This is a genomic window from Frigoribacterium sp. AC394 (genome assembly GCF_979258095.1).
In genome coordinates, this window is the sequence record NZ_OZ409834.1 from 788,640 (window position 1) to 802,454 (window position 13,815).

Consider the following 13,815-nt stretch of genomic DNA (forward strand, 5'->3'; position numbering starts at 1 on the left):
CGGGGCGACGGGGCGACGGGGCGGCTGGGCGACGGGGCGGTGCGGTGCGGTCGGCGCGGCGGACGGCCGCGGTGGCCACATCCTGGAGGGTTCGGGAGGCCGCGCGGAAGACCCGCCGCCACGCGCTGTCACAGAGGGTCACGGGGCGTAACGGAGGGCCCGCCGCGCCCCGGGGCGGCCCTAGCGTGACCGACTACACCCACGACTGGAGGCCACGGATGACCGATCTGCTGAACCCGCCGACGCCCGCCCCGGCTCCCCCGGCCGCGCCCGATGGCTCCTCGTCGACCGAGCAGCGCCCCGCCTCGTCGACCGAGCCGCGCAGCCACTGGACCGGCACCGCCGACGCCGCCGAGCTGGCGCACTGGACGGCCGTCGCCGCCGAGGTCGCCGCCGTCCTGGCCCGCGACGTGCTCGAGCGCGACCGTCGCGGCGACGACCCCACCGCCGAGCTCGAGCCGCTCCGCACCAGCGGCCTCGTGAACCTCCTCGACCCCGCCGAGTTCGGCGGCGGCGGGGCGCACTGGCAGACGGCCTTCCGTGTCGTGCGGGTGCTCGCCCGCGCCGACGGATCGCTGGCCCAGCTGCTGCTCTACCACTACGTCAACGTCGCCAACATCGCGACGAGCGCTCCCGCCGGCGAGCGCGAGCGCTTCTACCGGCAGACCATCGAGGGTCGCTGGCTGTGGGGCGACTCGGTGAACCCGGTCGACCCCGACCTCCGTCTGACCCCGGACGGCGACGGGTACCGCCTCGACGGGTTGAAGCGGTTCTCGACCGGCGTCTCGTCGGGAGACCGGGCCCTGGTGAACGCGGTGGTCGTCGGCGGCGAGCGCGAGGGCGACGTGATCGCGTTCGTGATCGACGCGCGGGCCGACGGGGTGAAGCACCTCGGCGACTGGGACGCCCTCGGTCAGCGGCAGAGCGCCTCGGGCAGCGTGCGCTTCACGGGTGTCCGTGTCGAGCCCGACGACGTGCTGGGCACCCTCGACGGCGAGCCGTTCTCGACGTTGATCACCGCGGCCATCCAGCTCGGCTTCGGCAACCTGTACCTCGGTCTCGCCGAGGGGGCGCTGGCCTCGGCCCGGGACATCACTCTGGCCCGGCCGAACGCCTGGTTCCTCAGCGACGCCGACCGCTACGCGGAGGATCCGTTCGTCCGGCGGCTGTACGGCGAGCTGGTCTCGCAGGCCGCGGCCGTCGAGGCCCTGGCCGATCGCGTCGGCGCCCTGTTCGACGCCGAGACGGCGAAGGGCGACGAGGTGACCGCCGAGTCGCGGGGTGCGCTCGCCATCGAGATCGCGAAGGTCAAGGTGGTCTCGAGCGACCTCGCCACGGACTCCACCTCGCGGGTCTTCGAGGCGACCGGCTCGAGCTCGACCCGCAGCTCGGTCGGCCTCGACCTCTACTGGCGGAACGCCCGGACGCACAGCCTGCACGACCCCGTCGACTACAAGCGGCTCGAGGTCGGCGCCCACTACCTGACCGGCGTCCTCCAGCCGCTGTCGCTCTACACGTGAGCGCCGCAGACGTGAGCGCGGCGCCGCTCACCCTCGAGTCGGCCAGGGCCCGCTTCGGGGGGCTCTTCGCGCGGATCGCCGACGGCGCCGTCGGCCGCGAACAGCGGCGCGAGCTGCCGAGGCAGGCCCTCCGTGAGCTTCAGGAGGCGCGGTTCGGCGCCCTCACCGTCCCCGTCTGGCACGGCGGTCTCGGTCTCGGTCTCGCCGACGCCGTCGATCTCCTGAGCGAGCTGGCCGAGGCCGACTCGAACGTGGCGCACGCCCTGCGCGGGCATCTCGAGTTCGTGGAGGACCAGAAGTCGTTCGCCCCGTCGCCCGCCCGCGACGAGTGGCTGCGTCGGGTCGCCGACGGCGAGCTGATCGGCAACGCGTGGAGCGAGCGCGGCTCGGCGGCGGTGGGCACGACCGCGACCCGGCTGGTCGAGGCGCCCGACGGCACCCTGACCGTGCACGGGACGAAGTACTACACGACGGGCACCCTCTACGCCGACTGGACCGACGTGACGGTCGGCCGCGACGGGCTGCCCGACACGGCGGTGGCCGTCCGCGTCGATCAGCCCGGGGTGACCGTGCTCGACGACTGGGACGGCTTCGGTCAACGCCACACCGGCACGGGGACGGTCGTCTTCGACGCGGCCGTGGTGCGCCCGGAGCACGTCTTCGACGGCATCGAGAGGGCTCCGCACCAGACGCCGTATTTCCAGCTCGTGCTGAATGCGGTGCTCACCGGCATCGCCCGCGCCGTCGTGCGGGACGCGGTGGCGAAGGTCACCGGCCGCAGTCGCGTCTACAGCCACGGCAACGCCGACACCACCCGCGACGACCCGCAGCTGCAGGCCGTCGTCGGCGAGCTCTCGGCGACCGCGTTCACCGCGGAGGCCCTGCTCCGCCGCGGCGCCGAGTCGGTCGAGCGGGTCGCCCTCGCCACCCTCGACGGCGCCCGACCGGACGACCTCGGCGACCTGGTCGCCCGCGCCGGAGCCGACGTCTACCGTGCGCAGACCGTGCTGAGCGACAGCGTGCCCGCCGCCGCCTCGCATCTCTTCGACGCCCTCGGCGCCTCCGGGGTGTCGGTGGACGCCGCGCTCGACCGGCACTGGCGGAACGCGCGCACCGTCGCCTCGCACAACCCGCAGGTCTTCAAGCGACGCATCGTGGGCGAGTGGGTGCTGAACGGCACTCCCCCGCCGACCGCATGGGCGATCGGGGTGGTGCCGGGCGCCTCCTGATCGGTGATCCGCACCTCCTCGGCTCGTCGATGCGACCCGTCAGGGGCCGTCCGCGGCCCGAGGTGCACCTGATGCGTCGTCTCGACGCGAGCGCTCCGCCACGACCCGCTGACCGACGACGGCGCTGACGCCGTCCTGCCGCATCGAGACGCCGTAGAGGGCGTCCGCGATCTCCATCGTGCGCTTCTGGTGCGTGATGACGATGAGCTGGCTGTTCTCGCGGAGGTCCTCGAAGATGGCGAGCAGACGGCCGAGGTTCGCGTCGTCGAGGGCCGCCTCGACCTCGTCCATGATGTAGAACGGGCTCGGTCGGGCCTTGAAGATGGCGATCAGCAGGGCGACCGCAGCCAGCGACCGTTCGCCGCCCGAGAGCAGCGACAGCCGCTCGATCTTCTTGCCGGCGGGTCGCACCGTCACCTCGATTCCCGTCGTGAGGAGGTCGTCGGGGTCGGTGAGCTGCAGCGACCCCGTGCCTCCCGGGAACAGGATCGGGAACACCCGGTCGAAGGCCGCCTGGGTGTCGGCGAAGGCGCTGCCGAAGATCGTCTGCATCGTCGAGTCGATGTCGTCGATGATCGTGAGGAGATCGGCGCGGGTGCGGGTGAGATCGGTCAGCTGCTCGGAGAGGAACGCGTGCCGCTGCTCGAGCGCCGCGAACTCCTCGAGGGCCAGGGGGTTGACGCGACCGAGCCGGGCCAGCTTCTTCTCGGCCTTCACCAGCCGCGCCTCCTGCTCGGCACGGTCGAACGGGCTGCCCTCGGACCCGGGCCCGCCGTCGACGCCGCCCTCCGACGGCGCGGCGTGGGCGGTGGCCGCCTCGTCCGGCACGGGCACGTCGGGGCCGTACTCGGCGATCAGGACGTCCTCGACGAGGCCGAGCCCCGAGGCGGCCCGGTCGAGCAGCCCCGACAGGTGCAGGCGCTTCTCGTGGAGCTCCATCTCGAGGCCGTGCACGCTCTCGGTGACGGCGTCGAGACGCTCTCGGACCGACCGGGCGTCGCGACGGAGGGCGGCGAGCTCGTCGTTGCGGCCGGCGCGGGCGCGCTCGGCCTCGGCCAGCTCGCGACGCGCCTCGTCGAGCGACCGGGCCACGGCGTCGACGGTCGGCGGCAGCGCGGTGAGCACCGACGAGGTCGAGGCCATCTGACGCTGACGGATCACCGTGCGGCGCGCCTGCCGTTCGGCCGCCTCGCGCTGCTCGTCGAGCTGCCGCTGCAGCGTGACCGCGCGGGCGGCCTCGGCCCGCACGCGCTCGCGCACCGTCTCGAGCACGACGCGTCGTTCGAGCTCGGCGGCACGGGCGGCCTCGACCTCGTCGAGGAGACCCTGGCGGGCCGAGACGTCGAGCAGCGGTCGGGGCCGCGCGCGGTGCACCTCGTCGGCGGCGGCCGCCTCGTCGACGATCACGGCCGCCTCGTCGGCGGACCTGCTCGCCACGACCAGGGCCGCCCGCAGGCGCTCGACCTCGGCCTCGGCGGCATCGACCCGGGCGCGCAGACGACCGAGACGCTGCTCGTGGTCGACGACCCGCGCCTCCTGCGCCTTCGCCTGCGCAGCCGACGCGGCGGCCAGCGCGCGCGCCTCGACGAGTCGGCGTCTCGCCTCATCGTGCTCGGGCGCGAGGTCGGTGAGCGTCACCTCGACGGCGGTGAGCCGCTCGGCCGCCGCGTCGCGCTCGGCGACGAGTTCGAGCCGGGAGCGTTCGGCGCCCGAACCGCCCCGCAGCACGTAGTCGGTGAGCACCTCGCCCGACCGCGTGATGACGGTCACCGGCACGGGGTGCGCGGCGAGGGCCCCTCGAGTCGCGCGGGCGACGTCGAGGTCGTCGGCTACGACCGTGCTCGCCAGCAGACCGAGGACACCAGGAGGCGCGGTGACGACCGAGACGGCGCTCACGGCCCCCGGCGGCAGGTCCACCTCGAGCGTGGCCAGACGGCGTTCGGGCTCGGCGACGACGACCTCGACCCGGCCGAGCTCGTCGACGGTCGCGTGCTCGATGGCGTCGAAGGCCGACGTCGAGTCGTCGGCGAGGACGGAGTCGACGATGCTGCCGAGGGCCGCGGCGACGGCCGCCTCGAACCCGGGGCGCACCTGGACATGATCGGCCACCCGGCCCCGCACGCCCGGTCGCCCGGCCGCCAGGAGCGCGCTCGACCCGTCGGCGCGGTCGAGCGCCAACGACAGGGCCCCGCGCCGGGCGGCCAGGGCGTCGCGCTCGCGCTCGGCGGCGTGCAGGCGGTCGCGGAGCTCGTCGACGCGTTCGCCCAGGGACACGGCCTCGCTCTCGGCGGCCGCCTGGGCCGCGACGTGGTCGACCCCGTCGCTCTCGGGCGCCTCGTGGTCGAGGGCCTCGAGCTCGGCGTTCGCGGCGTCACGGCGGGTCTCGGCGGACTGCAGGGCCGTCTCGTGCCGGAGGCGCTCCCCCCGCACCGCCGCGAGTCTCGACCGGGCCAGATCGAGCGCCGAGCGGAGGCGCCCGGCCTCGAGATCGTGCTTCGAGACGAGAGCGCTCTGGGCGGAGATCTCGTCGTCGAGGGCGTCGAGCGCCCGACGGGCGGAGGCCAGCCCGCCGCGGGCCTCCTCGACGGCCTCCGCGGCCGCCGCGACGTCGCCCTGCAGGCGCTCGGCCTCGTCTCGGGCGTCGGCGACCATGCCCGCCGACACCGTGGTCACGGCGACGGGCTGCTCGGCCTGCTGGGCGAGCAGCTGCAGGCGCTGGCGGGCGAGGCTCGACAGGCTGCGGAGGCGCTCGTGCACGGACTCGAGCTCGAACGCGACCCGTCGCGCCCGGTCGACGTCGTCGCCCGCCATCGACTGCTCGAGGCGCTGCTCGTCGGCGGCGATCTCGCCGAGACGGGCGGCGAGCAGCTCGCGTTCGGCCCTCTGCTCGGCCTCGCTGCGCGACCGGGCGTCAAGGGACCGCTGGAGCCCGACGACCTCGTCGGCGAGGAGGCGCGCCCGGGCGTCGCGCACCACGGCGGCGATCGTCTGCGCCTCGCGGGCGATCTCGGCCTGGCGCCCGAGCGGCTTCAGCTGCCGCCTGATCTCGCCCGCCAGGTCGCTCAACCGCGTCAGGTTCGCCTGCATGGCGTCGAGCTTCCGGAGGGTCTTCTCCTTGCGGCGGCGGTGCTTCAGGATGCCCGCCGCCTCTTCGATGAAGCCGCGCCGCTCCTCCGGGGTCGCCCGCAGCACCGCGTCGAGCTGCCCCTGACCGACGATGACGTGCATCTCGCGGCCCAGTCCGGAGTCGCTCAGCAGCTCTTGCACGTCGAGCAGTCGGCAGCCCTCGCCGTTGATCGCGTACTCGCTGCCGCCGTTGCGGAACAGCGTGCGACTGATCGTGACCTCGGTGTAGTCGATCGGCAGCGCGCCGTCGCCGTTGTCGATCGTCAGCACGACCTGCGCTCGACCGAGGGGGCCCCGGGTCGACGTGCCCGCGAAGATGACGTCCTCCATCTTGCCGCCGCGGAGGTTCTTGACGCCCTGCTCGCCCATCACCCAGGCGAGAGCGTCGACGACGTTGCTCTTGCCCGATCCGTTCGGGCCGACCACGCAGGTGACCCCCGGCTCGAACGCGAACGTCGTCGGCGAGGCGAACGACTTGAAGCCCTTGAGGGTGAGGCTCTTCAGGTACATGCGCCGCGCCTCCTCGGGTCCTGTCTGCGGGGTGACCGTCGCTCAAGAATAGGTGCGGATGGGTCAGCGGACGCGCTGGCACCTCGGGCAGAAGTGCGACGAGCGGTTCATGAAGGCCTCGCGCACGATCTCGGTTCCGCACCGGGGGCACGGCCCGCCCTGCTGCCCGTACGCGTTGAGGCTGTGACTGAAATAGCCGGACTGGCCGTTCACGTTGACGTACTGGGCGTCGAAGCTCGTGCCGCCCTCGCCGAGCGCCTTGAGCAGCACGACGCGGACCTCGGCGAGCAGCACCCGTGCGCGGGCCCGCGAGAACGACTCGGTGGGCTGATCGGGGTGCACCCGAGCAGCCCAGAGGCTCTCGTCGGCGTAGATGTTGCCGACGCCGCTGAGCAGCCCCTGATCGAGCAGCGCCCGCTTGACGCCGGTGCGCCGCGCGAGCAGCCGCGTCAGCACCCGGTTCTCGTCGAACGCCGGGTCGAGAGGGTCTCGGGCGATGTGCGAGACCTGCTGCGGCACCCGGCGGACCCAGGCTGCGGTCTCGTCGGCTGCGGACTCGTCCGCTGCGGTCTCGTCGCCTGCGGCCTCGCCGTCGGAGGCGGTGCCGGCTGCGGGGGCCGGAGAGCCGAGGAGGCGCGCTGCGGAGAACCCCGCCGGTCGCCCGTCGAGGGTGGGCACCGTGTCGTCCAGAGCCATCGAGCCGAAGATGCGCTGGTCGACGAAGGCGAGCCGGACCGGCCCGTGCGCGGGGCTCTCGACGTCGAGCCGGATGCGCATCAGGCGGTCGGGCTCGGCGTCGCGACTGCGGAGCAGCACCTGACCGCTCATGCCGAGGTGGGCGACGAGGGCCAGCGGCTGCTCGTGCGGCGCCGCGGGCTCGAAGGGGAACCAGAGGAACTTGCCTCGACGGACCGCCGCGTCGATCGTGCCGCCCACGAGCCGGTCGACGAAATCGTCGGACGGGCCGTGATGACGCTTGAGCGACCGGTGGTCGAGCACGTCGACACCGGTCACGACGGCGCCCGCGACGACGGGCTGCAGCCCGGCGCGGACGACTTCGACCTCGGGGAGCTCGGGCACCGCTCAGAGACCGTCGACCGGCGTGCTGAGTCGCGTCCACGCCTCGAGGGCCGCCGACATCTCGGCCTGCTTCTTGCTGCTGCCGATGCCGGTCGCGACGTCGTCGCCGCCCAGGCGGACGCTGGCGTGGAACCTCTTGTCGTGATCGGGGCCGCTGTCGCTGACGTGATAGGTCGGCATGCCGCGCCCGAGCGAGGCCGCGAGCTCTTGCAGACTCGTCTTCGGATCCATCGCGGCGCCGAACCGATCGGGATCGTCGAGCAGAGGTGCGATCAACCGCAGGACGAGTGCGGTCGCCGTGTCTCCGCCGGCGTCGAGGTAGGTCGCACCGATGATCGCCTCGACCGTGTCGGCCAGGATCGAGGGCTTGTCGCGACCGCCGGTCAGCTCTTCGCCCCGACCGAGCCGGAGGTGGTCGCCGAGACCGATGACCCGGGCGGCCTCGGCCAGCGCGACGGTGCTGACGAGACTGGCGCGTCGCTTGGCGAGGTCGCCCTCGTCGAGATCGGGGTTCGCCGTGAAGAGCATGACCGTGACGGCCTGCCCGAGGATGGAGTCGCCGAGGAACTCGAGACGCTCGTTGTTGGCGATGCCGCCGTTCTCGTACGCGTACGAGCGGTGGGTCAGCGCGAGATCGAGGAGTTCGGGTCGGATGTCGATGTCGAGGCGTGACAGCAGATCAGCCCGGTCGGCGCGGAGGCGCGACGCGGGCTGATCAGAAGTCGACGTCATCTCGACACCGCCGAGGGAGACGTGATCACGACGGGAGTGCTCAGACGTCGGCGACCTTGCGGCCCTTGTACTCCATGTACAGGGCGGTGCCGGCGCTGTCCTCGACGACCTTCGCGCGGTGCGGGAGGCTGTAGGTGACCTTGCCGTTCTCGATGGTCTTGACGAGCTGGACGGGCGTCGCCTTCCACTGCGAGCGACGGGCGTGCGTGTTCGAGCGTGACTGCTTCCGCTTCGGAACGGCCATGAGCATCTCTTCTCTCTTGCGGCTCCCCCGCAGGGGGCCTGGTCTGACTGGTGGGTGACGCGGTGGTGTGATGCGGCCCGGGGAGGCCGCCGGCCACCCCTACCGACGCGAGTCGGTGTCGGGCGAGCCCTCGGCAGGTGCCGATTCAGCCTGGAACCCGGTGAGTGCCGACCAGCGGGGGTCGATGTCCTCTTCGGGCTGGTAGTCGTGGATGTCTTCGATCCGTTCACCCGTGGCGGGGTCGAGTCCAGGACAATCCGGCCGACAGACCGGCTGGAAGGGCAGTGACAGAACCACTGCGTCTCTGACCACAGGTTCAAGATCCACGTGGTCGTCGTGAACCTGATAGTCAAAAGCTTCGTCGACAGCGTACGCGAAAAGCTCGGCGAAATCGACTTCCACCGGCTCGGAGAGCGGTTTCAGGCATCGGCTGCACTCGCCGGTCGCCGTGCCCGACACGTGCGTCGAGACCAGGATGCCGTCGTGCAGACCCTCGAGCCGCACGTCGAGGCGGAGCGGATCGCCCGCCGCGACCGAGATCTGGCCCTCGCCGAGCCGCTCAGGGACCACGACGTCGAGCGTGCGCTCGCGCATCTCGCCCGGGCGGTGCATGAGGTCGTACACCGGGAGCGTGTAGGGGGTCAGGTTGAAATGAGGCACGGGAGACGAGTTTACGCCGTCGACCCGGTCTTCGCAGAGGAGGTCGCGAACAGCGACCGCGGCGCGAACCGCGCGACGAGGCGGTCACGCGCACCCGACGCCGAACGGAGGCCGTCGAGCACGAGCCGGGCGTCCGCCCTCGTGCCGTCGGGGGCGGCGACCCCGCCGTACCGCTCGCTCTGCAGGGCGACGACCAGGCGGTCGAGGGCGACCCGCGCCTCCTCGGTCTCGGGTCGTGACGAGAGTCTCGTGTGGAGGAGCGTCGCGGCCGCGGTCGGCGTCGCCCCCGACGGGACGTGCAGGCCCAGATCGGCCGCCGTGTCGACGACCTCATGCCAGACGGCGAGCGCGACGTCGGGCGGCGGGGTGGCCCATCGACGTCGGCGGCGCCCGGCCCGGAGCGCCGAGGGCACGATCAGCACGACCGCGAGCAGCACGAGGGCGATCAGACCGGCCGACCCGAGGCCGGGGCCGCCCGTGCCCGAGGCGGAGCCCGCGGCGGTCGGGTCCGACGCGTCGGCGGACGGCGTCGCGGAGGGGGTCTCGGCCGGCGCGTCGTCGGCGGAGGGCGTGGGGATCGCGGCGTCGTCGGCACTCGGCGCGGCGCTCGGCTCGACACCCGTCGGCTGGAGGTACGCCTGCGGGCTGCCCAGGCCGACGGTCGGCTCGAAGGGCACCCAGCCGAGCCCCTCGAAGTACAGCTCGGGCCAGGTGTGCAGGTCGTCGCTGCTCACGCGACGCTCGGCCTCGGCCCCGAAGCCCGTGGACTCGCCGGGCAGGAACCCCACCGCGACCCGCGAGGGGATGCCGAGCGTCCGCGCCATGACGGCCATCGACGAGGCGAAGTGCACGCAGTATCCGCTGCGGACCTCGAGGAAGGTCTGCACGGCCTCGAGACCGCTGCCGTCGTAGCCCTGATCGACGGGGGTCTCTTCGGAGTAGGTGAAGTCGCCGTCTCGGAAGAAGTCCTGGAGGGCCACGGCGGCGTCGAAGTCGTTGGGCGCGTCGGCCGTCACCTCGGACGCCAGCGCGATCACGCTCTGGGGCACCCCGTCGGTCGAGAGGTAGTCGGCCATCGCGGTGTCGTCGCCGGCGGACGACGCGACGACCTGGTCGCGGGTGGGGTCGACCGGAGCGCTCTCGACCGTGTAGTCGAGACCCTGCGTACCGGTCGTGTCGCTGCGGACGGTCACCCCCGACTCGTCCACGACCTCCCACTCGTCGCCGAGGCCCTCGATCCGGGTGGCCGGCACCGGCACCGGCAGGTAGGGGCTGCGGAGCGAGCCGACGTCGATCTCGGTGGTCACGGCCCGGCGGTCGGTGGCCTCGGCGACGCCGGGCGCGGCCGGGAGCCGGTCGAGGGTCGCCTCGGGGTCGGGCTCGCCCTCGGCGGGACTCCAGGAGCGACCCGAGAAGTCGACGAGGTCGACGAGCTTCAGGTACTCGCCGTCGGCATCGGAGGACCGGTAGGTCAGCACGGTGACCGGGGCGCCGCGACGCAGGTCGTCGCCGAGGTCGATGATCGGATTCACGCCGGTGGCCAGCCCGAGACCGGAGCCGCCCGTGCCGGCGAGGGGCGCGAGGCCGCCGATCGGCACGGTGGCCGTCAGCAGACCGGCGACGCCGAGCGCTGCCAGACCCCCGACGAGACCGCCGCGCGTGGGGTGCCGGCCGGTGGCCAGCGCCAGGAGCACGAGGAAGAGAAGCACGGTCGCCACGACGAACGGCCAGCTCGTCTCGACCCCCGGCACGAAGGCGGGGACGGCGAGCACGACGACCGGCACCACCCCCGTGAACGCGGGAAGCTGCCCGACGGACGAGACGAGGTCGATCAGCACGGCCGCCGCCAGGACCGACACGAGCACCGTCGCGAGCACGCCGTCGGTGACGTCGAGGGGCGCCGCCTCGCCGACGATGGCCGCCTCGGCCTGATCGGCGAGGTCGCGCATCCGCTGGAGCGTCGCCGACGTGGGGATGACGCCGAGGACGGCCGTGCCGCCCGAGACGAAGGCGCAGGTCACGGCCGAGCCCGCGACGGCGCCGACGATCCAGCCGATCCAGGCCGGCGCCCGGAGGCCCCGGACGGCCAGCGAGACGCCGAGGACCACGGCGGAGACGAAGGCGGCGGCGAACCACCAGCCCGTCCCGAGGAACAGCGGATGGAGGCTGGCCAGCGACGCGACGAACACCAGCCAGGCGAAGAGGGTGGGCAGCCACGAGGCGGCGGCCACGCGCACCACCGGGCGCCGGAGCGGGGCGTCAGTCATCGAGCGGCCTCGCCCCGAGCACGACGTCGGTGACCGGATCGCCGGACGAGACCTCCACCACGCGCCAGCCGGCGTCGCGGAGGGCGGCCGCCACCCGTTCGGGGCCGAGGGTCTCCGCACCGGTGACGCCGCCCCGCGGTGCGGTCGTCTCACTGAACCCGAGGGGCGGCGAGACGACGAGGGCTACGGCGGACGAGCCGACGCCCCGCGAGCGCCCGAGCGACTCGAGCTCGCGCGGCCGGAGACCCGACACGACGGCGACGACGGGCTCGCGCGGCGCGGCGGGCGCCGCCGAGCGGTGGCCGGCGTCGCCCAGCCGGAGATCGGCGAGCGACTCGAGGTACGAGGCGGTCGAGTCCGGATCGTTGCGGGCGACGACGTCGCCCTCGGGAGTCGTCGCCTGGGCCACGGAGCCGCTGCGCCCGAACTCGACGCCCAGGGTCGCGACGACCGACACGGCCCACTCGAAGGCGTCGCTGACGGGCGACCCGTCGGGGCCCGTTCGGGCGTCGGACCAGCCGTCGACCCCCGTCGCGAGCACGAGGCGGGCGCTCGGCAGGCCGTGCTGCTCCTCTTGTCGCACCATGAGCTCGTCGTGACGGGCCGAGGCCTTCCAGTGGACGCGCCGCATGGGGTCTCCGCGTCGGTACTCGCGCGTGACGGGGTCGTCGTCTCCGCCGGCCAGGCTGTGCTCCCGCTGACGGCGGGCGCCGTCTCCGAGGGCGTGGGACTCGGCGCCGAGCCCCAGGTCGTGGACCTCGGGCACGACGAGCAGCTCGGCGCTGCCGGGGGCCACGACCCGACGCCGGGCGACGCCGAAGGACTCGATCAGATCGACGTGCAGGGGCCCGACGCGGTGTCGCCCGCGCGGCAGGCCCTCGTGACGGAACACGGCCGAGGAGGCGCGGCCCGGCACGAGCGTGACCCCCACCGCCTCGGACGCCCTGGTGCGTCGCCAGCCGACGTCGTCGCGGATGCCGATGCGGCCGGCCGCGCCCCCGGGGGCGGTCAGGGTCACGGTCTCGTCGACGGACCAGCCGGCCATGCCGCGATCGGGCGAGAAGCGCCGGGCGACCGTGATCAGGGGGCGTCGGAACAGCAGCGAGACGAGCACGGCCATCACCAGGACGACCAGGGTCGTGCCGGCGAAGACGAGCGCCGGCGACGGAACGACGGCTCCCGTCGCGACGAGGGCGACGCCGACGCCGACGACCGCGCAGCCGCGCAGGGTCGGCCGGGGCACTCCCCCGCGGGTGATGCCCGCCTGCGCTCGCCCGCCAGGCCGCGCCGGCACGTCGCCGTGCGGCGTCGGCGGCGCCGCGGCTCGATCGGTCACGGTCAGCGCGCGTCGCCGAGGGGGACGGGAGTAGCCGAGACGACGTCCGCCACGACGTCGTAGGCGGCCGAGACCGCCCCGGCGCCGGCCCGCCCGGCGAGGATGATGCGGTGACCGAGCACCGGCCCGCTCATCGCGTCGATGTCGTCGGGCACGACGAACTCGCGACCGTTGAGCGCCGCCCACGACTTCGACGCGCGCATCAGCTGCAGGGTGGCCCGCGGGCTCGCGCCGAGTCGGACGTCCGGGTGCACGCGCGTGGCCTGGACGACGGCGACGGCGTAGCGCTCGACGGCCTCTGCCGTGTAGACCGCGCGGACGGCGGCGATCATGCGGCGGAGGTCGGTCAGCGACACGAGGGGCTTCAGGACGTCGAGCGGGCTGACCCGTTCACGCTGCTGCACCATGCGGAGCTCGCTCTCGGCGTCGGGGTAGCCGAGCGAGATGCGCGCCATGAACCGGTCTCGCTGCGCCTCGGGAAGCGAGTACGTGCCCTCCATCTCGACCGGGTTCTGCGTCGCGACGACGAGGAACGGATCGGGCAGCGGGTGCGTGATGCCGTCGACCGTCACCTGGCGCTCCTCGAGGCTCTCGAGCAGGGCGGACTGCGTCTTCGGCGACGCGCGGTTGATCTCGTCGCCGATGACGACGTTGGCGAAGACCGGGCCGGGCTTGAACTCGAACCCTCCGGAGGGCCGGTCGAAGACCGAGACGCCGGTGATGTCGCTGGGCAGCAGGTCGGGGGTGAACTGGATGCGCGTGACGGTGGCGTCGACCGCCTTGGCGAGCGCGCGCGCCAGCTGGGTCTTGCCGACCCCGGGGACGTCCTCGATCAGGAGGTGCCCCTCGGCGAGCAGCACGGTCAGGGCCGTGCCGATGGCGCCGTCCTTCCCGTCGATGACGGTGCCGATGGCCTCGAGGATGCCCCGCGCGCGTCGCTGCACCTCCGCCAGCGGCATGAGGCCCTCGTCGGCGGAGGCGCTCGGCCGATCGGCGGGACGGCTGGTCGTTGTCATCGGATCGCTTTCTGAGGAGTGATCGAGCGGTTCGTCGGGAGGAGCGTCGCACGGTGTTCGGAACGGACCCCCTCGAGGAGGCGGTCGTCACGATG

At 73.5% G+C, this 13,815-nt stretch carries 10 protein-coding genes; 2 read left to right on the forward strand and 8 right to left on the reverse strand.

Annotated elements, in window-relative coordinates:
* Positions 1-185: 185 nt before the first annotated feature.
* Together ACZZY9_RS03585 and ACZZY9_RS03590 are read left to right on the forward strand one after the other, a co-directional pair.
* On the forward strand, positions 186-1,520 hold the full coding sequence (locus ACZZY9_RS03585) for an acyl-CoA dehydrogenase family protein (protein WP_463463014.1): 1,335 nt from the start codon (positions 186-188) through the stop codon (positions 1,518-1,520).
* Positions 1,517-2,749, forward strand: coding sequence for an acyl-CoA dehydrogenase family protein (locus ACZZY9_RS03590; RefSeq protein ID WP_463463015.1), 1,233 nt, complete (start codon positions 1,517-1,519; stop codon positions 2,747-2,749). Before ACZZY9_RS03585 ends, ACZZY9_RS03590 begins: the two co-directional genes overlap by 4 nt.
* Before the next feature lie 39 nt (positions 2,750-2,788).
* On the opposite strand, the gene smc is transcribed toward ACZZY9_RS03590, so the two are convergent.
* From smc to ACZZY9_RS03630, 8 genes are all read right to left on the reverse strand, one after another.
* Positions 2,789-6,385 (reverse strand): chromosome segregation protein SMC, encoded by a 3,597-nt coding sequence (gene smc, locus ACZZY9_RS03595; protein ID WP_463463016.1) that lies wholly within the window; start codon positions 6,383-6,385, stop codon positions 2,789-2,791.
* A 63-nt stretch (positions 6,386-6,448) separates the two neighbouring features.
* Positions 6,449-7,465: a DNA-formamidopyrimidine glycosylase family protein gene (locus ACZZY9_RS03600; RefSeq protein ID WP_463463017.1), complete on the reverse strand. Its 1,017-nt coding sequence runs from the start codon at positions 7,463-7,465 to the stop codon at positions 6,449-6,451.
* A gap of 3 nt (positions 7,466-7,468) precedes the next feature.
* Positions 7,469-8,197, reverse strand: a complete 729-nt coding sequence (rnc, locus tag ACZZY9_RS03605; protein WP_463463018.1) for a ribonuclease III — start codon at positions 8,195-8,197, stop codon at positions 7,469-7,471.
* Between the two features lie 40 nt (positions 8,198-8,237).
* Entirely contained in the window at positions 8,238-8,441 is a 204-nt protein-coding gene (rpmF, locus tag ACZZY9_RS03610) for a 50S ribosomal protein L32 (protein ID WP_043593937.1), read from the reverse strand.
* A 99-nt stretch (positions 8,442-8,540) separates the two neighbouring features.
* On the reverse strand, positions 8,541-9,101 hold the full coding sequence (locus ACZZY9_RS03615; RefSeq protein ID WP_308196261.1) for a YceD family protein: 561 nt from the start codon (positions 9,099-9,101) through the stop codon (positions 8,541-8,543).
* Between the two features lie 11 nt (positions 9,102-9,112).
* Entirely contained in the window at positions 9,113-11,368 is a 2,256-nt protein-coding gene (locus tag ACZZY9_RS03620) for a transglutaminase TgpA family protein (protein ID WP_463463019.1), read from the reverse strand.
* The gene (locus ACZZY9_RS03625; protein WP_463463020.1) at positions 11,361-12,704 is read right to left on the reverse strand and encodes a DUF58 domain-containing protein; all 1,344 of its coding nucleotides are present in this window, start codon (positions 12,702-12,704) and stop codon (positions 11,361-11,363) included. Before ACZZY9_RS03625 ends, ACZZY9_RS03620 begins: the two co-directional genes overlap by 8 nt.
* Positions 12,705-12,706: 2 nt before the next feature.
* Complete coding sequence (locus tag ACZZY9_RS03630; RefSeq protein ID WP_463463021.1) at positions 12,707-13,720, reverse strand: AAA family ATPase; 1,014 nt, start codon at positions 13,718-13,720, stop codon at positions 12,707-12,709.
* Positions 13,721-13,815 lie beyond the last annotated feature (95 nt).

What these genes read in the sequence shown, in the direction of transcription:
- smc (WP_463463016.1), bottom strand. Translation starts at nt 6,385, where the DNA reads ATGTACCTGAAGAGCCTCACCCTCAAGGGCTTCAAGTCGTTCGCCTCG.
- rnc (WP_463463018.1), bottom strand. Translation starts at nt 8,197, where the DNA reads ATGACGTCGACTTCTGATCAGCCCGCGTCGCGCCTCCGCGCCGACCGG.
- rpmF (WP_043593937.1), bottom strand. Translation starts at nt 8,441, where the DNA reads ATGGCCGTTCCGAAGCGGAAGCAGTCACGCTCGAACACGCACGCCCGT.
- ACZZY9_RS03620 (WP_463463019.1), bottom strand. Translation starts at nt 11,368, where the DNA reads ATGACTGACGCCCCGCTCCGGCGCCCGGTGGTGCGCGTGGCCGCCGCC.
- ACZZY9_RS03630 (WP_463463021.1), bottom strand. Translation starts at nt 13,720, where the DNA reads ATGACAACGACCAGCCGTCCCGCCGATCGGCCGAGCGCCTCCGCCGAC.